Origin of the sequence: Actinobacillus capsulatus DSM 19761 (genome assembly GCF_000374285.1) — a bacterium.
Lineage (GTDB): Bacteria > Pseudomonadota > Gammaproteobacteria > Enterobacterales > Pasteurellaceae > Actinobacillus > Actinobacillus capsulatus.
The window spans coordinates 26,822-49,969 of sequence record NZ_KB893936.1; the positions used below are offsets into that span (position 1 = coordinate 26,822).

General features: G+C 38.9%; 19 protein-coding genes. 10 read left to right on the forward strand and 9 right to left on the reverse strand.

What is annotated here, in order from left to right; translation table 11 throughout:
* Positions 1 to 6: 6 nt before the first annotated feature.
* Both C228_RS0105700 and C228_RS0105705 read right to left on the reverse strand, forming a co-directional pair.
* Positions 7 to 1,398: an MATE family efflux transporter gene (locus C228_RS0105700; protein ID WP_018651718.1), complete on the reverse strand. Its 1,392-nt coding sequence runs from the start codon at positions 1,396 to 1,398 to the stop codon at positions 7 to 9.
* 144 nt (positions 1,399 to 1,542) lie between these two features.
* A complete protein-coding gene (locus C228_RS0105705) occupies positions 1,543 to 2,625 on the reverse strand; it encodes an extracellular solute-binding protein (RefSeq protein WP_018651719.1) in 1,083 nt (360 codons plus the stop codon).
* Between the two features lie 239 nt (positions 2,626 to 2,864).
* Between C228_RS0105705 and grpE the strand changes: the two genes are divergently transcribed.
* The 5 genes from grpE to C228_RS0105730 all read left to right on the forward strand — a co-directional run bounded on the left by grpE (position 2,865) and on the right by C228_RS0105730 (position 12,199).
* A complete protein-coding gene (gene grpE / locus C228_RS0105710; protein ID WP_018651720.1) occupies positions 2,865 to 3,470 on the forward strand; it encodes a nucleotide exchange factor GrpE in 606 nt (201 codons plus the stop codon).
* Positions 3,471 to 3,667: 197 nt separating this feature from the next.
* Positions 3,668 to 4,120 (forward strand): DUF441 domain-containing protein, encoded by a 453-nt coding sequence (locus C228_RS0105715; RefSeq protein ID WP_018651721.1) that lies wholly within the window; start codon positions 3,668 to 3,670, stop codon positions 4,118 to 4,120.
* 171 nt (positions 4,121 to 4,291) lie between these two features.
* Complete coding sequence (gene hrpA / locus C228_RS0105720) at positions 4,292 to 8,209, forward strand: ATP-dependent RNA helicase HrpA (protein ID WP_018651722.1); 3,918 nt, start codon at positions 4,292 to 4,294, stop codon at positions 8,207 to 8,209.
* Between the two features lie 227 nt (positions 8,210 to 8,436).
* The gene (locus C228_RS0105725) at positions 8,437 to 11,235 is read left to right on the forward strand and encodes a S8 family serine peptidase (protein ID WP_018651723.1); all 2,799 of its coding nucleotides are present in this window, start codon (positions 8,437 to 8,439) and stop codon (positions 11,233 to 11,235) included.
* 94 nt (positions 11,236 to 11,329) lie between these two features.
* Complete coding sequence (locus tag C228_RS0105730) at positions 11,330 to 12,199, forward strand: VirK/YbjX family protein (RefSeq protein ID WP_026313209.1); 870 nt, start codon at positions 11,330 to 11,332, stop codon at positions 12,197 to 12,199.
* A gap of 101 nt (positions 12,200 to 12,300) precedes the next feature.
* Here the strand turns inward: C228_RS0105730 and ung are convergent, their stop codons facing one another.
* Positions 12,301 to 12,978, reverse strand: coding sequence for a uracil-DNA glycosylase (gene ung / locus C228_RS0105735; RefSeq protein ID WP_018651725.1), 678 nt, complete (start codon positions 12,976 to 12,978; stop codon positions 12,301 to 12,303).
* A gap of 204 nt (positions 12,979 to 13,182) precedes the next feature.
* Here ung and grcA point away from each other — a divergent pair, with 204 nt between their 5' ends.
* Both grcA and C228_RS0105745 read left to right on the forward strand, forming a co-directional pair.
* Positions 13,183 to 13,569, forward strand: a complete 387-nt coding sequence (grcA, locus tag C228_RS0105740) for an autonomous glycyl radical cofactor GrcA (protein WP_005622661.1) — start codon at positions 13,183 to 13,185, stop codon at positions 13,567 to 13,569.
* Between the two features lie 233 nt (positions 13,570 to 13,802).
* Positions 13,803 to 14,258: a LexA family protein gene (locus C228_RS0105745; protein ID WP_018651726.1), complete on the forward strand. Its 456-nt coding sequence runs from the start codon at positions 13,803 to 13,805 to the stop codon at positions 14,256 to 14,258.
* Positions 14,259 to 14,300: 42 nt separating this feature from the next.
* Here the strand turns inward: C228_RS0105745 and C228_RS0105750 are convergent, their stop codons facing one another.
* Both C228_RS0105750 and nfo read right to left on the reverse strand, forming a co-directional pair.
* A complete protein-coding gene (locus tag C228_RS0105750) occupies positions 14,301 to 14,861 on the reverse strand; it encodes an NlpC/P60 family protein (RefSeq protein WP_026313210.1) in 561 nt (186 codons plus the stop codon).
* A 134-nt stretch (positions 14,862 to 14,995) separates the two neighbouring features.
* Positions 14,996 to 15,838, reverse strand: coding sequence for a deoxyribonuclease IV (gene nfo / locus C228_RS0105755; protein WP_018651728.1), 843 nt, complete (start codon positions 15,836 to 15,838; stop codon positions 14,996 to 14,998).
* 57 nt (positions 15,839 to 15,895) lie between these two features.
* On the opposite strand from nfo, the gene C228_RS0105760 reads away from it, so the two are divergent.
* Entirely contained in the window at positions 15,896 to 16,465 is a 570-nt protein-coding gene (locus tag C228_RS0105760; protein ID WP_018651729.1) for a TorD/DmsD family molecular chaperone, read from the forward strand.
* A gap of 74 nt (positions 16,466 to 16,539) precedes the next feature.
* Positions 16,540 to 16,926 carry a hypothetical protein gene (locus C228_RS0105765; RefSeq protein WP_026313211.1) on the forward strand — a complete coding sequence of 129 codons (387 nt, stop codon included), beginning with the start codon at positions 16,540 to 16,542 and terminating at the stop codon, positions 16,924 to 16,926.
* Positions 16,927 to 16,973: 47 nt separating this feature from the next.
* On the opposite strand, the gene C228_RS0105770 is transcribed toward C228_RS0105765, so the two are convergent.
* The 4 genes from C228_RS0105770 to C228_RS0105785 form a co-directional block, all read right to left on the reverse strand.
* Positions 16,974 to 18,170 carry a Bcr/CflA family multidrug efflux MFS transporter gene (locus tag C228_RS0105770; protein WP_018651731.1) on the reverse strand — a complete coding sequence of 399 codons (1,197 nt, stop codon included), beginning with the start codon at positions 18,168 to 18,170 and terminating at the stop codon, positions 16,974 to 16,976.
* On the reverse strand, positions 18,170 to 18,862 hold the full coding sequence (gene rsuA / locus C228_RS0105775) for a 16S rRNA pseudouridine(516) synthase RsuA (protein ID WP_018651732.1): 693 nt from the start codon (positions 18,860 to 18,862) through the stop codon (positions 18,170 to 18,172). The genes C228_RS0105770 and rsuA overlap by 1 nt, the downstream gene beginning before the upstream one ends.
* 125 nt (positions 18,863 to 18,987) lie before the next feature.
* Positions 18,988 to 19,965 (reverse strand): o-succinylbenzoate synthase, encoded by a 978-nt coding sequence (menC, locus tag C228_RS0105780; RefSeq protein ID WP_018651733.1) that lies wholly within the window; start codon positions 19,963 to 19,965, stop codon positions 18,988 to 18,990.
* A 154-nt stretch (positions 19,966 to 20,119) separates the two neighbouring features.
* The gene (locus C228_RS0105785; RefSeq protein WP_018651734.1) at positions 20,120 to 20,884 is read right to left on the reverse strand and encodes a hypothetical protein; all 765 of its coding nucleotides are present in this window, start codon (positions 20,882 to 20,884) and stop codon (positions 20,120 to 20,122) included.
* Between the two features lie 198 nt (positions 20,885 to 21,082).
* Here C228_RS0105785 and metG point away from each other — a divergent pair, with 198 nt between their 5' ends.
* A complete protein-coding gene (metG, locus tag C228_RS0105790; protein ID WP_018651735.1) occupies positions 21,083 to 23,140 on the forward strand; it encodes a methionine--tRNA ligase in 2,058 nt (685 codons plus the stop codon).
* Positions 23,141 to 23,148 lie beyond the last annotated feature (8 nt).

A 23,148-nucleotide genomic window follows, 5' to 3' on the forward strand; every position in this document is an offset into this window, starting at 1 on the left:
TATTTCTTACTTAATTCGTTCTAATTTTGCTAGTAATTGATCCGCAGAAACCTGTTGGATTTTGTGCATTTGGTAAATTAACAAACCGGCGGCAATACTTAAACTGACACAGAAAATAAACCAAAAGCCTGATGCCGCCATCGGTTCAACAATCCAATCCGTTCGCGCTAAAATATAGCCGAACGGCATACCGATCACCCAATAACAGAACATCGTGACATATAAAATCGGTTTGGTATGTTTATAACCACGCAGAATACCGTTTGCCACCGCTTGTAACGAATCCGGAATTTGATATACCGCTGCAAACAACAATAAATGCGCCGCAATTGCAATCGACACCGGATCACTGGTAAATGCCAATGGAATAATTTCATCTAAAATAACAATCACGACCGCTGCCGCTAACGCAAACAGCGCACCGGTAATCAGCGCGTGATAGCTAATAATTTTTGCCTCTTCGACTTGTTCCTGCCCCAAGGTTTTTCCTACCACAATCGTGGTCGCAATACTGAAAGACATCGGAATCATAAATAATAACGAACTGGTTTGCAGTGCTGCCTGATGGCTTGCCACCACTTGTGAACCGAGCGGCGAAAGCAGTAAAGCGGACGCTGAAAACAACATCACTTCAGTAAAAGTCGCAAAGCCGATCGGCAAACCCAATTTGCAAATTTTTAGCAAAGTTTGACCGCTTGGCATTTCAAACCAACGGTTAAATAAGCCGATATCTTTCTGCGCTTTATTGGTATAGCTGTAATGGAATAACAACAAGAACATGACCCAGTTCACAATTGCAGTTGCTATACCACAACCGACCGCCCCCATTTCCGGCAATCCAAACTTACCGAAAATAAAAATATAATTAAGCGGAATATTCAGCAATAATCCTAAGAAAGTGATACGCATTGCCGGCTTCGGATTCGATAAACCGTCATTCATACAACGCAAATTAACCGCCAATAGTGCCGGAACCACACCGATTGCCATAATCGCTAAATATTGTTGCGATTTAATCGAAAAAGCTTGCGGCGTATTCATATAATCTAAAATCCAATGACTGTTTAGGAAAACGAAAATCAAAGGAATCGCACATGCCCAAACCAACCAAAATCCTTGGCGAATTTGGTGGGAAATTAAATGACGCTGATTCGAACCGTTTAAATAAGAAACGGTTGGTGTGATTGCATTAAGCAAACCTAATACAAATAAAAAGAGAGGGAAATAGATGGAATTACTCACCGCAATCGCAGACACATCATCATCACTCACCAGCCCCGCCATCACAATATCAGCCAGCCCCATTCCCGCCACCGAAAGCTGAGAAATAAAAATCGGCAGCGTGAGTTTAAATAGTTTACGTGTGTTTTCCGGATATTTTTGCCATTGCAGATTCATAATTACCTCTTTCAAAATACGGAGGTTATTATACGGCAACAAGCGGTCGTTTTTCGCAAAAATTTTGTAAAATACGACCGCTTGTAAAAATGAAAGGGCCCTCGAAAATCGCTTCTCGAGGGCCTTATCCATTAAGCTAACGAATTATTTCGCCGCTTTTAATTCTTGGTAATATTTTTCGTAAAGTTCGATTGCATCACCTACATCGTCTTGCCATTGTGCCGCTTTTAACACTTCAGCTGTCGGATAGATTGCCGGATCTTCGGTAATCTCTTTCGGTAATGTTTTTAACGCTTCTACGTTTGAAGTTGGATAACCGATTTCTAAAGTTAATTTTTCCGCAACCGGTGCGCTTAATAAGTAGTTGATTAACTTATGCGCATTTTCTTTGTTTTTCGCATTCGCCGGAATTGCTAACGTATCAACCCAAAGAACAGGACCTTCTTTCGGGAACACCATATTTACCGGCGCTTGTTCTTTTTTCGCAATACGTACAGAACCGTTCCATAATTGACCTACAGATACTTCACCTGCGATAAATGAGTTCGCTGGGTTATCAGAAGTGAAAGAAAGTACGTTCGGACGTAATTTTTTCAATTCTTCGTAAGCCGCTTTGATCTCTTCCGGATTGGTTGTATTAGGGTTTTTACCTAATTTTAATAACGCAATGTTAAATACTTCACGTGCGTCATCTAATAATTGTACTTTATTGGCAAACTCAGGTTTCCATAAGTCACCCCAAGACGTGAACGCATCACCTTGGTAATCAGCCGTGTTAAATGCGATACCCGGCGCACCTAATAACTGTGGTAAAGAGTATTTGTTACCTTGATCATAAGGTTTGTTTAACCAATCTTGGTTTAACTCTTTGATTACAGGAAGTTGTGCGTGATCTAATTCCGCTAACATACCTTCTTTCGCCATTTTTGAAACGAAGTAGTTAGAAGGTGCGATAACATCGTAACCGCCGTCTTTACCTTGTAATTTCAATTTCGCATACATGGTTTCGTTAGATTCAAGGCTTGAAACCTCTACTTTGATACCGGTTTGCTTTGTGAATTCATCTAACAAGCCTTCAGGCACATATTCAGTCCAAGTATAAAGGTGAACTGTTCCCGCTGCTGCCGGTTGAGCCGCTGCTTCAGCTGCTTTTGGCTTTTCTTCATTACACGCTGTTAATGCAACTGTTGCTAAACCTGCTGCAAATAAACCCGCTAATTTTTTCATTTAATTTTTCTCCGTTAAAGAAAAGATGAGTAAAAAATATAGCCTTGCCTAAGGGCTTAAAAGACGAGGGCGATTTTAAGCTACCCCTTAGATTTTGCAAGGATTTTCTTTAATAAAAAGCCTATTTCTTCGATTATTTTTCAATAATTTCTCCGCATTGTACTTTTAGGCTTGAAATCAGTAAATTTGTCGCTATATTAGTGCTGTTTTTTCATTATTTGAAACGAAGAGGATTTAAAATGACAGCTCAAAACGAAAATGCACAAGTTCAAACCGAAGAAGTAGAAACTGCAATCGAAACGCAAGAAACACAAGTAGAACAAAACATTGAAGACAACCAAGAACTTCCGGTTGAAGCTGAATTAACAGCGGCTTATGCACGTATTAATGAGTTAGAAACTTATATTGCGGAAGCGGACAACCGTGAGAAAGATATCCAATTACGTGCGCAAGCGGAAATCCAAAATATCCGCCGCCGTGCCGAACAAGATGTTGAAAAAGCACATAAATTTGCACTTGAAAAATTCTCAAAAGAATTATTAACCGTAGTAGATAACCTTGAGCGTGGCTTAAATGCTCTTGATACGGCAGTCACCGATGAAAAAACACAAGCGTTGGTGGACGGTGTGGAAATGACTCATAAAGAATTTATCTCGACTTTGGCTAAATTCGGTGTAGAAGCGGTTGGGGTTGTCGGCGAAGTCTTCAATCCGGAACTTCACCAAGCAATTTCAATGCAACCGGCGGAAGGTATCGAAGCAAATCATATCAGCGTGGTTTTACAAAAAGGTTATACCTTACAAGGTCGTGTCCTTCGCCCTGCAATGGTAATGGTTGCTGGCTAAATTTTACTCTCGCCCGCTTGCGAGAGAGAGACAGCCGGTGAAGCGTTCAGCGAACCGGCAGAGAGAGGGGTAGCGGTCTAAATTTGATAAAAATCAGCAAATCCCTCTCTATCTGAAAATCACTGATTTTCGGCTCCTTCATTTACTCACTTTTGAGAGAAACGAGGATAATATTTTAATCTCATTCATATCAAGCTATGTCCCTACAATTCAACCCTATCTCACTTTTCCTTGTCGCACTGATTTTTCTTGGTGTGGTCGGAAACAACAATTCAATTACCATTGCAGCAACCGTGCTATTACTGGTACAACAAACATTCCTCAGTAAATATCTGCCCTTTTTAGATAAGTACGGTTTAAGCATTGGCATTATCATTCTGACTATCGGCGTATTAAGTCCGATTGTTTCCGGCAAAATTGCCCTCCCTTCCTTCTCTGAATTTTTAAATTGGAAAATGTTGCTTGCCGTAGTTGCAGGAATTGCGGTGGCTTGGTTAGGTGGCAGAGGGGTAAGTTTAATGGGCGGTCAACCGTTGTTAGTCACCGGATTATTAGTTGGTACCATTATCGGCGTGGCATTACTTGGCGGCGTGCCGGTTGGCCCGTTAATTGCTGCAGGCATCCTTTCTCTATTAATCGGTAAAGGCTAATTGGTAAAATTTATTCAAAATTAGACCGCTTGTTCCCCCTCCCCCACTAAGTGAGCGCTGTAAGCGGTTTCTTCTACCTACTGTTTCCCCTCAATTTAGGCTATAATTTGCCTCAAAATATCTCGCATAATGCCGAATATCGTTAAGGCAATACATAGTTAAGACAAGACAATGAGACCTTCGCAAAAAAATTTCAAAAATAGACCGCTTGATGAGAGCCAGAAAGCATTAATCGCAAATTTAAAAGAACTCACCAATACCGATTACCGCCGTTTACGTGCTCGTATTCACGGCATTTCTGCAATCAAAAAACAAGAAGCCAAAAACAATGTGATTGCGGAAATTGAACGTGAAATTCTCTCGGCACAAGCAGCTTTCCAAGCCAGAAAAGCACAACATTCCAGCCTTGAAATCACTTATCCCGATTTACCGGTTTCCGCTCGTCGTGAAGAAATTTTGAAACTGATTAGCGAAAATCAGGTGGTGGTGATTGCGGGTGAAACCGGCTCGGGTAAAACTACCCAGCTACCGAAAATGTGTTTGGAACTCGGGCGTGGGGTGAAAGGCTTGATCGGCCATACCCAGCCCCGCCGAATTGCGGCTCGCTCTGTCGCCACTCGCATTGCCGAAGAGCTTAAATCCGAACTCGGTGACACGGTCGGTTACAAGGTACGTTTTAACGATCAAGTCGGCGAAAACAGCCTCATCAAACTGATGACGGACGGAATTTTGCTCGCCGAAATTCAGCACGACCGCTATCTCAACCAGTACGACACATTGATTATTGACGAAGCCCACGAACGCTCGCTCAATAACGATTTTATTTTAGGCTATCTCAAACAAATTCTACATAACCGTCCTGATCTGAAAGTAATCATTACCTCAGCAACCATTGATGTAGAACGCTTTTCCAAACATTTCAACAACGCCCCGATTATTGAAGTTTCAGGGCGAACTTTCCCTGTTGAAGTCCGTTATCGACCGATTGTGGAGGAAGAAGATCAACTGCAAGGGATTTTAAATGCCGTTGATGAACTACAAGCGGAAGGGCGTGGCGATATTTTAATTTTTATGAACGGTGAGCGAGAAATTCGAGATACCGCCGAGGCATTGGAAAAACAAGAGCTTCGCTTTACCGAAATTCTTCCACTCTACGCCCGATTATCTGCTGAAGAGCAACAACGCATTTTTAAACCAAGTGGCTTAAATCGAGTTATTTTAGCCACCAATGTGGCGGAAACCTCACTTACTATTCCTAATATCAAATACGTGATCGACACCGGCACGGCACGCATTTCCCGATACAGCTACCGCACCAAAGTCCAACGCTTGCCGATTGAGCCGATTTCTCAAGCCTCGGCAAATCAGCGAAAAGGGCGATGTGGTCGTATTTCCGAAGGTATTTGTATTCGCCTCTACTCTGAGGAAGATTTTAACAATCGCCCACAATTTACCGATCCGGAAATTCTGCGGACTAACCTTGCCTCTGTTATTTTGCAAATGGCATCGCTTGGTCTGTCTGATATTACCAACTTCCCATTTGTAGACTCGCCTGATGTTCGCCAAGTGCAAGATGGTATTCGCCTATTGGAAGAACTCCAGGCATTTCACCATAAGAAAACCAAACACGGTGAGATACGTGAGCTTACAACTATTGGTAAACAACTCGCCCAACTCCCTATCGATCCACGTTTAGGACGAATGGTCATTGAAGCGGCAAAAAACGGAAGCTTGCACGAAGTGATGATGATTGTATCTGCTCTTTCAATTCAAGATCCGCGTGAACGCCCGCAAGAAAAACAGCAATCAGCAGATGACAAACACCGCCGTTTTGCCAATAAAGATTCGGATTTCTTGGCATTTGTGAATCTGTGGCAATTTATCCAAACGCAACAAAAAGAGCTGACGAAAAACCAATTTCGCAAACTCTGCCAAAAGGATTACTTAAATTATCTACGAGTGCGTGAGTGGCAAGATATTTATCACCAACTTCGTCTTGCCGTGCGTGAAATGGGCTTACCGATTAACAGCCTAGAGGCAAATTATCAGCAAATCCACACCGCTCTGCTAAGTGGCTTACTTTCTCATATCGGCTTGAAAGATAACGGGAAAATGCACTATTTAGGGGCAAGAAACGCCCAGTTTTTCATTTTCCCGAACTCGATGCTTTTCAAAAAACAGCCAAAATGGATTATCGCTTCAGAACTTGTCGAAACCACAAAACTTTGGGCGAGAACCGTGGCTAAAATTGAGCCGGAATGGATTGAGCCACTCGCTCAACATTTAGTGAAAAGCAGTTACAGCGAGCCGTATTGGTCAAAGTCTAAAGGCTCAGTGATAGCGTATGAAAAGGTATCACTCTATGGCTTGCCGATCGTGGCAAATCGCACGGTAAACTATGGCTCAATCGAGCCTGAAACCTGCCGTGAGATTTTTATTCGCTCGGCAATGGTGGAAGGTGATTGGCACAATAATTACAAATTTTTCAAAGAAAATAACCGCTTGATCAAAGAAGTGGAAGACTTAGAGCATAAATCTCGTCGCCGTGATATTTTGGTGGACGAGCAAGTGCTGTTTGATTTTTACGATCAACGAGTGGGTACGGAGGTGGTTTCCAGCAAACATTTTGACAGTTGGTGGAAACAGGCAAGCAAGCAAGATCCTGAATTACTGAACTTTGAAAAATCGTTCCTAATCAATGAAGATGTGAACAAAGTCAGCGAACTAGACTTCCCGAATTTCTGGCATCAAGGACAACTTAAGCTGAAATTAACGTACCAATTTGAAATCGGCAAAGATCATGATGGTGTCACAGTACATATTCCGTTGCCTTTATTAAACCAAGTTGAACCGGAGGGCTTTGATTGGCAAATTCCCGGCTTACGACACGAATTAGTGATTTCATTGATTAAATCACTTCCCAAAGCCACTCGCCGAAATTTTGTGCCGACACCAAACTATGCGGACGCCTTTTTAGCTAAAGCTGAACCGTTCGCTAAACCGTTGCTGGAAAGTTTAACCTATGAGTTAAAAAGAATGACGGGTGTAACTGTGGAATCAGAGCTTTGGGATTTATCCCAATTGCCGGCTCATTTGCGAATGACCTTCCGCGTAATTGATGAAAAAGGTAAGAAAATTGCTGAAAGTGAAAACTTAGATGAGTTAAAGTTTTCATTAAAAGATGAGGTTCAAAATACGCTATCAAATATTGCCGATGATGGTATTGAGCAAAGCGGTATCAACGTTTGGAGTTTTGCCGAACTACCAAAGTTTTACGAGCAGAAAAAACAGCATTTTAGTGTTAAAGCCTACCCTGCAATTGTGGATGAAAAAGAGTCTGTCGGTATTAAATTGTTTGAAACCGAGTTCGAACAAGCTCGAGCAATGAAAGCCGGCTTACGCCGTTTGCTGCTGTTAAATGTGCCTTCGCCGATTAAATATCTGCACGAAAAACTGCCAAATAAAGCTAAACTAGGGCTGTATTTCACCCCCTTTGGCAAGGTATTAGATCTTATTGATGACTGTATTGCCTGTGCGGTGGATAAATTAGTGGAAGAATTTGGTGGCTTTGTGTGGAATGAGGAAAAATTCCAAGCGTTACACGAATTTATTCGAGCAAACCTAAATGATACAACGGCTGAAATAGCGTTACAGGTTGAAAAATGCCTCACCCTTGCCTTTGAAATTAACAAACGAATGAAAGGGAAAATGGACTTTACCATGGCATTTGCTCTCTCAGATATTAAAGCTCAAATTGAAGGACTGATTTACCCCGATTTTGTCACTAAAACAGGTCATCAACGCTTAGGCGACTTATATCGTTACCTTAGCGCCATTGATAAACGTTTGGATAAACTCGGTACCGACACTAACACCGATAGAGCTAAAATGCTCAGAGTCGAGCAAGTGCAAAACGCTTATAATCAACTACTGGTAAAACTGCCAAAATCTAAAGCAATTCCAGATGAAATATTAGAAATTCGTTACATGATTGAAGAACTGAGAGTGAGCCTGTTTGCCCAGCAAATCGGCACCAAATATCCTATTTCTGATAAGCGGATTTTGAATATCATTTCTGCAATAAATTAACATTCCTATAGCATCCAAGCGGTAAGATTTGCAAAAATATTGCAAATCTTACTGCTTGGCTCTCTCACCTTATACCTTATATCAAGCATCCAACATAAATTCTTTCACTCTCAATATAAGTTTAATTATCCATAAAAAATTTGAGTTAAATCAAAAAGAAGATGAGAACTATTTGCAATAATAAACATCATAGGTATAATTCCGCTTTTTTTATAAGGAGACCATAAATGCTTGAAAAATATTATTTTAATAAAAGCTGTATTGCAATCGCCATTTCTACTTTCTTATCTACTAGCGTAGCCTACGCAGACTCTTTAGAATCGCCTCATTCAGTCATTAAGCTTTCGGATGAGATCAGTTCCAAATATAGTGGTAAGGGAGTGAAATTAGGCGTACTAGATGGCGGGTTTGTTGTTCAACATCCGCTAAATTCATCAAAACTTCACCCATCTAGTTTTAAACTAACTTCACCAGATGGAAAAGTGTTAACCTATGATCCGAGTTACTTGCAATTTGAAGTAAAGCCTGCCGAACAGAATGGAAAAAAAGATCTAACAGCTCTATTTGAAACTCATGGCTTAGGGGTATCCGGCGTTATTTCAGCGAAAGCTTCTAAAGAAAATGGCTTTAAAGGTGGTGTAGCTAAAGATGCTGAGATTCACATTGCAACAAATACTCCAAACCGAAGCTTAGCTGAATTAATTGCTGAAGCACAGCAGTCAAAAGGTAAGGGCGAAGATCAGGGGGATTCAAAAAACCAAAAACCTAATTTTGATGAGCTTGCCAAAAATGATTTATTACTCACTAAAGAAAAAGGGCTCTCATTTGAACGCTTAGAGTGGGCAACCGCTTTAAATAAGCTTGTCGAACGAAATCTATTCGCCATTAATAATAGTTGGAATCTTGATCCTATCAGCGATAATATTGCTGATTTCGATAAACTTTATCATTCTCTATCAACAGATAAACAAAATTCACTGCTTCAAGCCGTCTTAAATGCCAAAAAGAAAAATACGTTATTAGTCTTTGCGGCAGGAAATGAGAGTAAAAAACAAGTTGGTGTGATGGCAATGTTACCTCGTTACCTGCCTGAATTGGAGAAACACTATCTATCAGTTGTGGCTGTAGATAATAAAAATAATCTTGCAGAATACTCTAACCATTGTGGTGTGAGTAAAAATTGGTGCATTGCCGCTCCCGGAAATCTTGCGATCCTCAATGCAATTCCAGATAATAAACTTAAACCGCAATATAGTCTTGATAAAGAAGAAGGAACATCCCTTGCCGCACCTGTAGTTACAGGAGCTTTAGCTATCTTAAAAGAACGTTTTAACTATCTAGCCCCAACGCAAATTCGTGATACTTTATTAACTACTGCAACCGATCTTGGTGAAAAAGGGGTAGATGATAAATATGGCTGGGGAGTAATTAATATAGCCAAGGCGATTAATGGTCCGAGTCAATTTTTAAATGATGAAACGGTTAATGTGACACGAGATGACCGCTGGAAAAATGATTTCTCCAGTAAATTTAAGTTTACTAAGCAAGGGGAAAAATCATTAGATTTAGCCGGTAAAAATAATATTGCCCGAATTGATGTTGAACAAGGTAGACTCAACTTAAGCGGAATGACTCAATCCAAACAAGTGAAAAATAATGCCCATTTAGGCGTAAATCAAACTGAAATTAGGCAAGGTTATATGGCTACTGAAAATAGCCAATTAACCTTATTGGATAGCAATGGTTTAATTGGTAAAGATAAAGCAATTATTCAGCTAAATGGTTCGTTAAAAATTGCTGATAAATTAACGGAAAATAGTAAACAAGGTAGTATTTCAGCTACTGTTGTAAAACTTCATGATAAGGCAAGCTATCAAGGTGGGTTCACAAAACTAATTGATAATAAAAATTTAGCCAATAAAGGCTTAATGCAAGATCTCTATTTTAAACAGTCTGAAATTATTGCGAAAGTCAATTCAAATAAAGCCTTTACTGATCCTAATGCCAGTGATAATGCCAAGTCTGGACTGAACCTATTAAATCAACTTAGAACCAGCTCATTTGCATATCGTCAGGGGGTATATAATGACTGGCTACAATCTGCATTAGAGCAAAAGAAATTAGGTCAACTACATTATGCGGTTTCTAATCATATTTACGCTGATACTTTAGCATTATTACGCCATCAAAATGCAAAACAATTTAGCCATGTTCAGCATAATTTATTTACTGCCGCCTATTCACCACAAAAAACGTCAGTTTGGCTTGAGCATAGTGGCCAAAAACATTCTAAAGTAGCAATTAAACAGAGCTCATCTGTTCTCGGTTTGAGCCATAAGTTCAATGATAACGCATTATTGAGCGCAACATTAATACGAAAAAATCATCATATAGACAAAGATTTTGCTCATGCAGACCTAAAACAGACAAGCTTAAATATCGGATTACGTTATCCTTTAGCCGATCATTGGTTTAGTGAGTTAGCACTACAATTTGGGCAGCAGAAATACAACCAACGCCGTTGGTACAAAAAATCTCAGCTCGGTCAGGCTCAAAACAAAGGGCATCATATGGGGGGAGAAATTCGTGTCGGTTATCAATTTATGCCACAAACTTGGATAATTGAACCAAGCCTAGGGGTTCAGTTCATTCACACGAGAATGAAAGCTCTCAATGAAAAAGGCGAACTTGCAACAAATACCACGGCTCTTCGCTATAACGATATTAATCTCACACCGAGTGTGAAATTAAAATATACCGTTAAATTTGAGCAAGGCAGCATTTCACCTTATGTTGGTTTGAACTACTTACATCGAGTAAAAGGAAAAGAAAGTAAAATTACCAGCCAACTCAATGGCTACCCATTACAAAGCTATGCGACACAAAAACGTAACCATGCTTTAAATCTTGAAGCCGGCATGCAATTCCAATATAAAAATTGGTTCGTTTCTGCGAATGTTGATTATGATCGCATAAAATCAACGAATGCTTTTGGTTGGAAAACCAATATCGGCTTAACTTTCTAAATAATTATTCCAAACCTAAAAGTGGCACAGGCTTGCTTTGCTTGTGCCTATATCCTTTTAACTCTAATTATAGTATTTACATTCAAACAATCTTATGAAGAAGTTCTTTCATTTCCCCAAATTTAGTGAAACGTTTCCAAATGAAAAAAGACCATCTAAGCTACTAAGAGAATATTTTCGTTATAGCTTCCGCAAGGTATGGTGTTCAACCCAATGTATTCAATTGACAAATTACTTAAACAATTCACCTTTATGGGCAAAATTATTTAATCAAAACTTATATCGGGTTAATACACTTTTAGATACTTACTGTGATAAAACTTTTAATAAAAAACAAAGATTAAAAGCCATCGAAGAAAACTTTACGCGTTTTGAAAATTTATTCAGAATAAATTTTTGCAATCAACTTGTGACACAGCAAGAGGTTTGTATTGCCAAATTAAGTGATGAACTGAATTTATATCTTAGCATTAATCAAATCGATCCCCTAGAAGGTTTCTTTTCATTAAATATTAAAAATAATCAAAAAGAACATATCTACGATGCTTCTTTTACCTTATTAGAGGAAAATAAAATTCTAATTTCCTCAATACAAGGACCTAACAGTAAATCTTCACAGGATCTTATAAAATTAGCCACTAAACAGTTATACGGTATTCGCCCTATGTTTATGCTGATTTATATATTTAAATTAATTGCTGAGAAATTTAATTTAGAATTACTCGGAATTCCTCATAAAAAACAAGCAAAATATCGCTGGAATGATCATTCCAGATTATTATTCAATTACGATATTTTTTGGCAAGAAAATAATGCTATTCTTATAAAAAATAATTATTGGTTATTGAATAATAACATTGAGAGAAAACCATTAAATATCATACCGAGCAAAAAACGTTCTATGTATAAGAAACGTTACCAATTGCTCGATAATATTAAAGAAAAAATAAATTTAATGTTTTAATTAATATACATATACTAATCTAGACAAATTTATTTCTCTTACGTAAAAGACCGTTCTTTTATTAGATTGGGCTTTTACGTAAATATTATGCAATACTGTTATTAATAATCTATTTCTAGCCGTAATTGCCAATTAATCGGGACTATGCCTTTCGAAAGCAAATATCTATTGGTTTTTGAAAAATGCTTACATCCAAAAAATCCACGATGGGCAGATAGTGGTGATGGATGCGGTGCGGTCAATACGCAGTGGCGAGAGCGGTCAATAAACTGCCCTTTTTTTTGCGCATGGCTGCCCCATAATAAAAAGACTAAATTTTCACGGTGTTGATTGAGCTGAGCAATCACTTTATCAGTGAAAATTTCCCAACCGAAATTGGCGTGTGAATGCGCTTGCCCTTGGCGTACCGTGAGTACGGTGTTTAACAACAACACGCCTTGCTTTGCCCAATCAACCAAATATCCGTGATTTGGAATTTGAAAGCCCTTAATATCCTGCGCCAGTTCTTTATACATATTAACTAAAGAAGGTGGCGGTGCGACCGGTGGTTTTACCGAAAATGCTAAACCGTGTGCTTGGTTTGGACCATGATAAGGGTCTTGCCCCAAGATCACCACTTTCACATCCTTAAATTCAGTTAAGGCAAATGCACTAAATACTTCTTTTTGCGGTGGAAAAACTGTTACACCATTCATTCTTTCTTGATGTACTTGCTGCAAAATTTGTTGAAAATAAGCTTGTTGCTTTTCTTCGCCTAGCGCTTCCGTCCAATTATTCATAGCTTGTCCTGTTAAAAAGTGTTAAACAATTTTAAGTTTCTTCTATATCCTAGATTATTTTTTAGCCAGTTGATAATTTTTTGATTACATTTTTCAACTTTTAGTAGAATTCTTCAAAAAAAATGATAAAATTCGCCACATAAATAAAATTTGAATTTATCAAAAAATTTTATAATTATCTAGCCAATACTTAGGAGTATCAAAATGATCAAGGGCGTACAAATTACAGAATCTTCAAACAGCAACTTAGTAAACTCTTTCTGGTTATTAGATGAAGAGAAAAACGAAGCTCGCTGTATCGCGGCAAAAGGTGATGCTTACAAAGAAGACCAAATCGTTGCAATCAGCGAATTAGGTCAAATTTCATACCGCGAAGTACCGGTAAACGTTGCTCCGACAATCAAAGTTGAAGGTGGTCAACACTTAAACGTTAACGTTTTACGCCGTGAAACATTAGAAGATGCGGTTAAAAACCCAGAAAAATACCCACAATTAACTATCCGTGTTTCTGGTTATGCAGTTCGTTTCAACTCATTAACACCAGAACAACAACGTGATGTAATTACTCGTACTTTCACAGAAAGCTTATAATAACAGCTTTACTGCCAATTTTTCTAAAAAAGCACCTTCGGGTGCTTTTTTATTGCCCGCAATTTACAAATTCTGCGCAAAATTCCACCGCCTGTTCAATACTCTCTCCATACGATAAAGCAAACAAAATACTGGCTATTTTTACAAAAAAATTTCAAAACAAGATTGACACTGTTTTTTTAATCAGTAAAATAACCTGTATAAACACACAGTCTAGATAGAGGATAACAAAAATGGCTTCAATTCGACCGCTTACACGCGAATTACCATATCAACCGCTACCAATGTACCGTGATATGAATAGCGAACGTTCAATCAAATTAGATCTTAATTCACTTTGTATTAAACGTCCGACAGAAACCTTTTTTATACAGGTTAAAAATCCTAACCTAATCGCTTGGGGGGTTGAATTGGATGATCTGCTAATCGTTGAGCAATCGGCTCAATATTTAGTAAACGATCTGCTTGTAATTGAGAAAAATGGTGAATATAAGTTTTATCAGTTCTTCAAAGAAATTGAGAATAATGAAAGCACAAACGAAATTATTCTTTTTTCATTGGATGTCAGCGAGCCGAATTTACGTGTTCAAAACTGGCAAGAAGTGAAAGTTGCCGGCGTAATCACCAATGTGGTACACCAAATGCGTCGCCGTTTTGCACAAGTTAACGAGAGAAAATATGCCGCATAAATAAAAAGGTCGCTAATTGAGGCTTTATTAGCGACCTTGACATTACATTACTCGGCGAGATTGCGTATAGTTTCTGGCCCAATAACGTTCTGACAGTGAACTTGTTGTTACACCTTGGCTTGTACTGGCGTGAACAAATTTACCACCACCAATATAAACCCCTACGTGATTATTGCGGCGAAAGAACACTAAATCGCCCAGGCGTAATTCAGATTTTGAAATTGAACGACCTGAATAACGTTGTTCTGCGGTCGAACGTGGCAAATCAATATTAAATGCACCGAGCATTGTTTTCTGTACAAAAGCGGAACAGTCAATACCATTATGCCCTTCTCCGCCTAAACGATAACGAGTACCAGCCCACTTACGATAAATCTTATTTACTTTTTGAGTAGCTGAATTTGCTTTTGCAGACGATTTATAAGCCCGTTGTGCTTTGATTTGCTCGGTCGTAGCTACTTTAGCAACAATTTTGATTTGGTTTGGAGTGGCAGGGGTACTACTTAAACTCGCAGAAGCCATTGATGAATAGCTTGCAATCGTTGCAAACAATATAGGGGTGAATAACGTCTTAAGCCTTGTAAAAGTAGCATTTTGTTTAATCATAATTTGTCTCGCCAGAACAACTACAGCGGTTGATTCCTATATCTGAAAATAAAGTCTAAAAATAAAGTTTCATATTAAAAAGGCTTATCCACTGATAAGCCTTAAGTTATAAGCTGAATCAGTATAGTCGATTATTTTGCCAATGTCCGCAAAAATTTTATTTCATCTGCCCAAATTTCAGGCTGAACTGTTTCTAAAATAAGCGGGATATTGTCAAAACGGTTATCTTGCATGATAAATTTACAAAAATCAGTGCCGATTGTGCCTTCTCTTAATGTGTGATGGCGGTCTACTCGACTACCCAATGGCGTTCTTGAGCCATTTAAGTGCATTCCTCGTAAATATTGGAAGCCAACAGTTCGTTCAAATTCGGTAAATGTTTGCTCACAGGCTTGTAATGAGCTGATATCGTAACCGGCTGAAAACAAGTGACAGGTATCTAAACAAACACCTACTCGGCTTTTATCTTCCACTTGGTCAATAATTTCGGCTAAATGTTCAAAACGATAGCCAAGATTAGAACCCTGACCAGCTGTATTTTCAATTACCGCAACAACATTCGGTACTTTTTCCACTGCAATATTAATAGATTCGGCAATGCGCACTAAACATTCACTTTCCGAAATTTTATTTAAATGTGCACCAGGGTGGAAATTCAGTAGTTTTAATCCTAACTGATTTGCTCGTTCCATTTCATCAATAAAAGCTTCTCGTGATTTTGCTAAATTTTTCACTTCTGGATTGCCTAAATTAATTAAATAACTGTCATGCGGTAAAATATGATCCGGTGAGAACTGATGCGCCTTACAAAAACGCTTAAATCTCTCAATCGTATCTGCTTTTAATGCTGGTGCTTTCCATTGACGTTGGTTTTTAGTAAATAAAGCAAAAGCATTTGCGCCGATTTCAACCGCTCTTAATACAGCGTTCTCGCCCCCCCCCGAAGCACTCACGTGTGCACCAATATATTTCATCTTCTTATCCTATTCGTGTAAAATGGCTAACTTCTTAACCTTTATAAATCATTACTTATGAGCGAAACAACCATTAACGATTTTTCACTATTGTGCCGTTTATTCGGCAATTTATTCTACCGTCCTCCAACCGATCCGATTCTTGCCGGCACTTTTGCTTGGCTTGCACAAGGCGGCTTACGCCAACAATGGATGCTTTCAACCGATGCTCAAAGTGAATTAGCTTTAACGGTGTTAGAAAAAAATGCTAACCCTACGCAATTACAAGCAAGCTATCAAGCGCTTTTTGGTGAGACAGGAGCTATTGCTACAACAATTTCTGCCTATAAAATTGCGGTTGAAGACTTTATCAACTTCCGCCAAACACGCGCAATGCCGGCGTTAGAAAAACCTGATCACGTTGCACTTTTATTACTTACCGCCTCTTGGATTGAAGACAATTTAGATTCAAGCGCTGCACAACAAGCCTTTTTTGAGCAGTTTTTATTGCCGTGTGCTGCTAAATTCTTAGGACAAATCGAAGCACATGATAACGGTTTCTATAAAGCGCTTGCTCAACTTTGTCGTGATGCACTCAGTGCAATGGCTGACGAATTAGAAGAATTATCCGAACAAGAAAGCGAATAATTTATGTGAATAAAAGCTCTTTGAGTGATAAACTCAAAGAGCTTACTCTTTAGCATAATCATTTGGAGGCTAATATGAAAAAGTGTATTCAGATAATGTCTGTCTTGTTCTCATTATTGCTTTCTGCTTGTGCTTTAACGCCACAGCAACAAGCAGCTAGACAGGCACAGCAACTCAAGGCACATCAAGCTTTATCGGTAGCATTAGCTAAACAGTGTGATGTAGAAACTGCCGAATTAATGGCGCAGTTATATGATCCGCCGGTGGCTCAAACCGAAAAAGAAAAAGCCGCCTTTACCAAGCGCTACCAGAAAAAAGCCAATGATCCACTGTTCCAATCTTGCTATAAACTCGCGTGGGATAACTATAAACACCAAGCGGAATTAGAGGAAATGCAACGTTACTATGATTTTGAGCGTACTCGTTTCCGCCCTTGGCATTATTGTTACGCTTGTTGGTAAAAAAACGGACACTGCAAAGTGTCCGTTTTTGTAAAATTTAAACCAAATTAGACCGCTTGCTCGGCACGATTACAGCATAATAAGTAGTAAATGGCAGAGGCCACCAAGGTACAAATAGCCATTGCATATAGCATCGGACGCTCACTTGTAACCGCAATATGCGATAACATTGCACCCACTACGGAAGCAATACCAAAACGTGCCGTTCCTGCCAAACCGTTTGCCGTACCCGCCATTTGCGGATAACGATCTAAAATCGCAGCTGTTGCATTACTGCCAATGGTCGAAAGCATTCCCACATAAAACGGAATACCTAATGCCATCGCCCAAAAGCCTAATTGGAAGACGGCGACACACGCAAGCCAGATACCAGCTAGTAACTGAACGAGTAAGCCGATTTTCAACATTTTCTCTGAACCGACTTTAACTACAATGCGCCCATTTAGTACCGTCATTGCAACCATAACAATCATATTTAAGCCGAAGAAATAGCCGAAATATTCCTGCGATACACCGTGAATACCGATATAAACTAACGAACCTGAGGTTAAAAAGCAGAATAAACCGGCAAAGGTTAAGCCCCCCACCAAAACATAGCCTAATACATTTTTATCCGATAACAATTTCCAGAAGTTTTTAAAAATAATGCCAAATTGAAGCGATTGACGTTTTTCTACCGCTAATGTTTCAGGAATTTTCCAGCTGATCAAGAACACACAACTGACGCCCATAAATACTAAGGTGTAGAAAATCGAATGCCAGTGAAAATATTTTGCGATATATCCACCCAGGATCGGCGCTAATAGCGGAGCGAGCATTGAAATGATCATAATGACCGACATCATTTTGGCGAAACGATTACGATCAAACAGATCTCGAACTAAAGCCCCCAATACCACAGCTGGTGCTGCCGCACAAAGCCCTTGTATTAATCGCAGCAAATAGAAATTTCCGATTGTCATCACTGCTGTAAGGAAATAAGCGGCAACCGCCGAACCGGTAAGCCCAAATAAAATAATCGGTTTACGTCCAAAGCTATCCGCTATCGGTCCCCAGAATAGCTGCCCGACAGCGAAGCCGAAAGTAAATACCGCTAATGTAGTTTGTACTTTTTCCTGCGAAACCTGTAAATCTCGTGCAATATCAAGGAATGAAGGCAGATACATATCGATCGCAAGCGGTGGCAACATCGCCATCATTCCTAAAATAATAAAAAAGCACGGATGCGGTCTTTGGGTTGCCATCAAAAGCCCCCTATTTCTTGCTCGGTAAGCGGGCGATATTCACCTTCTTCAAGGCTTTCATCTAACACTACATTACCGATACGCCAGCGATGTAATGCCTCTACTTTATTACCTAAAGCCGCAAACATACGTTTTACTTGATGATAACGCCCTTCGCTGATAGTTAAATTCACATTGTAATCGTCAATAATTTCCATTTGTGCCGGTAAACAAGGCTCGCGTTCACCGCGTAATAAAATCCCTTCCGCAAGTTTTTCCGCATAAAAATCTTCCACTGGATCGGCAAGTGTTACCAAATAAGTCTTTTCACAATGGTGTTTCGGCGAAGTAATGCGATGCGACCATTTACCATCATCCGTCAATAAAACTAAACCGGTTGTATCCACATCTAAACGTCCTGCGGTATGCAACTTAGTCATCAGTGGATAATCAAAAAATTGAAAGACTGTCGGATATTCACCGTCATCATGCGAACACACATACCCCTGCGGCTTATACAGCATAAAATACTGACCTTCATCGACCCATTCTAAACGTTCGCCTTCGTAACAAATTTCATCTGTTTCACTAATTTTTGCTGATCCACTCTTTTCGATCTTTCCGTTAACCGTCACTAAACCGCTTTTTAAAGCTTTTCCTGCTTGAGAACGAGTTAAACCCGTATTTTCAGCAATAAATTTATCTAAACGCATAATTTTCTCTTGAATATATAAAGGAGAGACTTAACTTTCATTGAAATTGGATTAATGGAAAGCGGTCAAAAATGCTTAATTTTTTGCAAATTCTTGTCTGTTTTTGACCGCTTATAGAGTGAGCATTATAGCATAATTTCTTGCACAAACGGGCTATCTAAATCAGCAATGGGTAAGTTAGAGTCTTTCCAAGGACGTAGCAACTGATATTGCATCAGATCTAACGTATCTAAACCGGGGGTTATCTGCGGGGTATATTGCCGTGCAAACCGAGCAAGCTGAGTTAAACCTAAACTTGATTCAATACTGGAACTGATAACAGCAATAAGCCCTTGTTGATGAGCTTGCTCAATTAAACGAATACACTTTTGTAATGATCCGACTAAGGTCGGTTTAATCACAATAGCAGTTACATTCGGTTCGTTTTTTACGACAAAATCCGGCTCTCGCACGGTTTCATCCCAAGCAATTGCAATGCCTGAGACTTGAGAAAATTGGCGGGAAAGTTCCGGCGTTTTGCACGGTTCTTCAATAAATTGAATGCGACTTTTGTTTTCATTTGCAATTTTTTCGGCAAATTTAACCGCTTTCTCAAGCGTCCAACCTCGATTCGCATCTAAACGTAATTGTAAATCGGGTAAAGCTTCAAGCAACATATTGGCAATTAAACCGTCACGATTAGCCTCATACAGCCCGACTTTCATTTTGCCGATTTTGTCGCCTTCCAGTGCATTCAGCTCTGTATATAACTCGTCTGGATCACCATAGCAAAGTACCGCTGCACGATAATTTCCTTGCTCAGCTAATTCTCCGTTTAATTCCGCTAATGCACAACTTAAACCGAATGCCACAGAAGGCACATAACTGTCTAAATCATCTTGTTGCTCGGCTAGCCATTTCACAAGCCATTGTTCCGTTTGTTGCTGAGCAAGCGTAAGATCTTCTTGGCTAAATTCGGGTAGCGGGGCGATTTCACCCCAACCGATTTGGTTATCTTCAGTTAATTTAACAATTAGCCCTTCACGCTGTTTTAAACGACGATGACGCAAAATAACGCCGGCTTCTACCGGAATCTGATAACGATATAACTGTGCTTTACGCATAATAAGTCCTCAAAAATTGCAAAATTTTAGACTTATTTTACCGCTATTCTTGTCTGAAACGAGAAAATCTTTATTGATTGTTCGAAAAATTTATATCACCACAACGTTAAAAAATAAAAAAATGACCAAAAATTAATTTTTCAATCTTGTTTCTTTACTTTCTCCATAACACTTTCTGATATAAAGCGTAGCCTACTTCTTGTACATTTTGATTTATCAGTATTTGGGTCTCACTTTTCCATTTTATTGCACGTGTCCGCAAAAAACGCTTAGGCAAAAAATATTTTAATAACGGTATTTTGGTAACTACATTTCCGATTGGTTCATTTTTTAACATGGTCGACATTTGGAAACGTAGGAACATATTTTCAGAAGGCAACAAAATTCCTTCTTCTTGAATTTCAAAATCATTATATTGTTTTCCATTCCAAATAAGCTGTTTAAACAATTGTTTTCCTTTCCACTCCTTCCAAATAACCGTATGATTTTCAGACAAAAATCGTCCCCAATATAATTCTGATACGGCTAGTTTCCAAGGTACAAAATTCATTTCAAGTGTATCCGCATAACCTAATCCTTGATATTCCTTATCTTGAAAAGTGATATGAAAATTCCCTTTCGGCGTATGACAATACCAATTTATATACTGAGTAGGATTATAAACTAATGTGGATTTTAGTTCGGATGAATGCGGAATCCAATAAGCTGAAAAATTTAAACGAAAATGATTAATCGAACGATCTATTTGCTTTAATTTAAACAAGCTACTTTTTTCAAATTGCTGACCGTTCTTACTATTAAATAAAATAGAAGAATAAGGAATTTTAATTCCCCATAACATTAACTCGACAAAATAAATAATAAACGCATTTCCTTGTTTATCAATGCCATCATAATAATGTTTTTTTAAATAAAACATTCGTTCTCCTTCTATAATTTTTATTATATACTTATTCTACCAGTCTTTTACAAAATAACCACATTCTTTACAAAAGAATTTTATTAATTTTATGCAAAATAAGCGAATAAGTAGGCTCATTTAGGATACGCTCTAGAAAAAAAGCCCTTTTTCCGCTACAATTTACGTAATTTTGTAACAAATTCAGAGAGATCACTCATGTCAAACCAAAAACGAAAAATGCTGGTTACCTGTGCTTTACCCTATGCAAACGGTGCAATCCATCTAGGTCATATGCTTGAACATATCCAAGCGGATATTTGGGTTCGTTTCCAACGTATGCGTGGCAATGAGATTCACTTTGTGTGTGCGGATGATGCTCATGGCACACCGATTATGCTTAATGCGGCAAAACAAGGCATTACTCCAGAACAATTAATCGAAAAAGCAAAAACTGATCACGTAGCGGATTTCAAAGGCTTCAATATCAGTTTCGATAACTATCATTCGACTCATAGCGAAGAAAACCGTGAACTTACTACAGAAATGTATAAAAAATTACGTGCTAACGGTTTCATCAAAAGTCGTGTGATTTCTCAGTTATTCGACCCTGAAAAACAAATGTTTCTGCCAGATCGTTTTGTAAAAGGTACTTGCCCGAAATGTAAAGCGGAAGATCAATATGGTGATAACTGTGAAGTGTGCGCATCAACTTACAGTCCGATGGATCTTATCAACCCTCGTTCTGCCGTGTCAGGTGCAACTCCTATCGTAAAAGAATCTGAACACTTTTTCTTCGATTTACCAAGTTTTGAAGGTATGTTGAAAGAATGGACACGTTCAGGTTCGTTACAATCGGAAATCGCGAATAAAATGCAAGAATGGTTCGAAAGCGGTTTACAGCAATGGGACATCAGCCGTGATGCGCCTTATTTTGGTTTCCCGATTCCGGATGCGGAAAATAAATTCTTCTACGTATGGTTAGATGCGCCTATCGGCTATATGGCGTCATTCAAAAATTTATGTGATCGTATCGGTTTAAACTTTGATGAATTCTGGAAAAAAGACGCTGAAACCGAGCTTTATCACTTCATCGGTAAAGATATCGTTTACTTCCACAGTCTTTTCTGGCCAGCGATGTTAGACGGTTGTGAATTACGTAAACCGACTAATGTATTTGCACACGGTTACGTCACAGTTGACGGTGTGAAAATGTCAAAATCACGCGGTACTTTTATTCAAGCAAGTACCTATTTAAAACATATCGATCCAGAATGTTTACGTTATTACTATGCGGCAAAACTGAACGAGCGTATTGAAGACTTGGATTTAAGCCTTGAAGATTTCGTACAACGTGTAAACAGCGATATCGTTAATAAACTAGTGAACCTTGCTTCACGTAATGCAAGTTTTATTGCAAAACGCTTTGAAGGAAAACTGGCTGATAAATTAGAAGATGAAGCGCTTTTCGCAGAATTTATTGCACAATCGGAACAAATCGCAGCACATTATGAAAATCGTGAATTTAACAAAGCGATTCGTTTAATTATGGATCTTTGTGATAAAGCGAATAAATATGTTGATGATAAAGCGCCTTGGGTGATTGCAAAACAAGAAGGGCGTGAAGTGGAATTACAAGCAGTTTGTTCAATGGGTATTGAATTATTCCGTGTGCTAATGAGTTACTTGAAACCAGTGTTACCACAGTTAGCGGAACGTGCCGAAGCCTTCTTACAAGCGGAATTAACCTGGGACAACATTCACCAACCATTATTAGGTAAAAATGTCGCACCATTTAAATCATTGTTCTCTCGTCTTGAGAAAAAACAAATTGATGCGGTAATTGAAGAAACTAAGGCGCTGTTTGCAGAGCAAAATAAAGCAGAAGATAAAAAAGGAAAACAAAAAGTGGAAAATACCGAAAATACGGCTGTTGAGCCTATCGCAGCGGAAATAACAATTGATGATTTCGCAAAATTAGATTTACGTGTGGCAAAAGTGATTAGTTGTGAAGCCGTACCGGAATCAAACAAATTATTAAAATTCCAATTAGATTTAGGTGATCACCAGCGTCAAGTATTATCAGGAATCAAAGCAGCGTATAACAATCCGGAAGAATTAGTTGGTCGTTTCGTGATTATGGTAGCAAACCTTGCACCACGTAAAATGAAATTTGGCGTATCGGAAGGTATGATCTTATCGGCAGGCACCGGCGGTGCAGACTTATTCTTACTTTCGGCTGATGAAGGTATCCGCTCGGGTATGCAAGTAAAATAAAAGCAACA

Excerpts from the sequence above, each read along its gene's own strand:
- hrpA (WP_018651722.1), top strand. The coding sequence starts at position 4,292 with ATGAGACCTTCGCAAAAAAATTTCAAAAATAGACCGCTTGATGAGAGC.
- C228_RS0105715 (WP_018651721.1), top strand. The coding sequence starts at position 3,668 with ATGTCCCTACAATTCAACCCTATCTCACTTTTCCTTGTCGCACTGATT.
- grpE (WP_018651720.1), top strand. The coding sequence starts at position 2,865 with ATGACAGCTCAAAACGAAAATGCACAAGTTCAAACCGAAGAAGTAGAA.
- C228_RS0105760 (WP_018651729.1), top strand. The coding sequence starts at position 15,896 with ATGAGCGAAACAACCATTAACGATTTTTCACTATTGTGCCGTTTATTC.
- grcA (WP_005622661.1), top strand. The coding sequence starts at position 13,183 with ATGATCAAGGGCGTACAAATTACAGAATCTTCAAACAGCAACTTAGTA.
- C228_RS0105730 (WP_026313209.1), top strand. The coding sequence starts at position 11,330 with ATGAAGAAGTTCTTTCATTTCCCCAAATTTAGTGAAACGTTTCCAAAT.
- ung (WP_018651725.1), bottom strand. The coding sequence starts at position 12,978 with ATGAATAATTGGACGGAAGCGCTAGGCGAAGAAAAGCAACAAGCTTAT.
- C228_RS0105785 (WP_018651734.1), bottom strand. The coding sequence starts at position 20,884 with ATGTTTTATTTAAAAAAACATTATTATGATGGCATTGATAAACAAGGA.
- C228_RS0105765 (WP_026313211.1), top strand. The coding sequence starts at position 16,540 with ATGAAAAAGTGTATTCAGATAATGTCTGTCTTGTTCTCATTATTGCTT.
- metG (WP_018651735.1), top strand. The coding sequence starts at position 21,083 with ATGTCAAACCAAAAACGAAAAATGCTGGTTACCTGTGCTTTACCCTAT.
- C228_RS0105705 (WP_018651719.1), bottom strand. The coding sequence starts at position 2,625 with ATGAAAAAATTAGCGGGTTTATTTGCAGCAGGTTTAGCAACAGTTGCA.
- nfo (WP_018651728.1), bottom strand. The coding sequence starts at position 15,838 with ATGAAATATATTGGTGCACACGTGAGTGCTTCGGGGGGGGGCGAGAAC.
- rsuA (WP_018651732.1), bottom strand. The coding sequence starts at position 18,862 with ATGCGTTTAGATAAATTTATTGCTGAAAATACGGGTTTAACTCGTTCT.
- C228_RS0105700 (WP_018651718.1), bottom strand. The coding sequence starts at position 1,398 with ATGAATCTGCAATGGCAAAAATATCCGGAAAACACACGTAAACTATTT.
- C228_RS0105725 (WP_018651723.1), top strand. The coding sequence starts at position 8,437 with ATGCTTGAAAAATATTATTTTAATAAAAGCTGTATTGCAATCGCCATT.
- C228_RS0105745 (WP_018651726.1), top strand. The coding sequence starts at position 13,803 with ATGGCTTCAATTCGACCGCTTACACGCGAATTACCATATCAACCGCTA.
- C228_RS0105770 (WP_018651731.1), bottom strand. The coding sequence starts at position 18,170 with ATGGCAACCCAAAGACCGCATCCGTGCTTTTTTATTATTTTAGGAATG.
- menC (WP_018651733.1), bottom strand. The coding sequence starts at position 19,965 with ATGCGTAAAGCACAGTTATATCGTTATCAGATTCCGGTAGAAGCCGGC.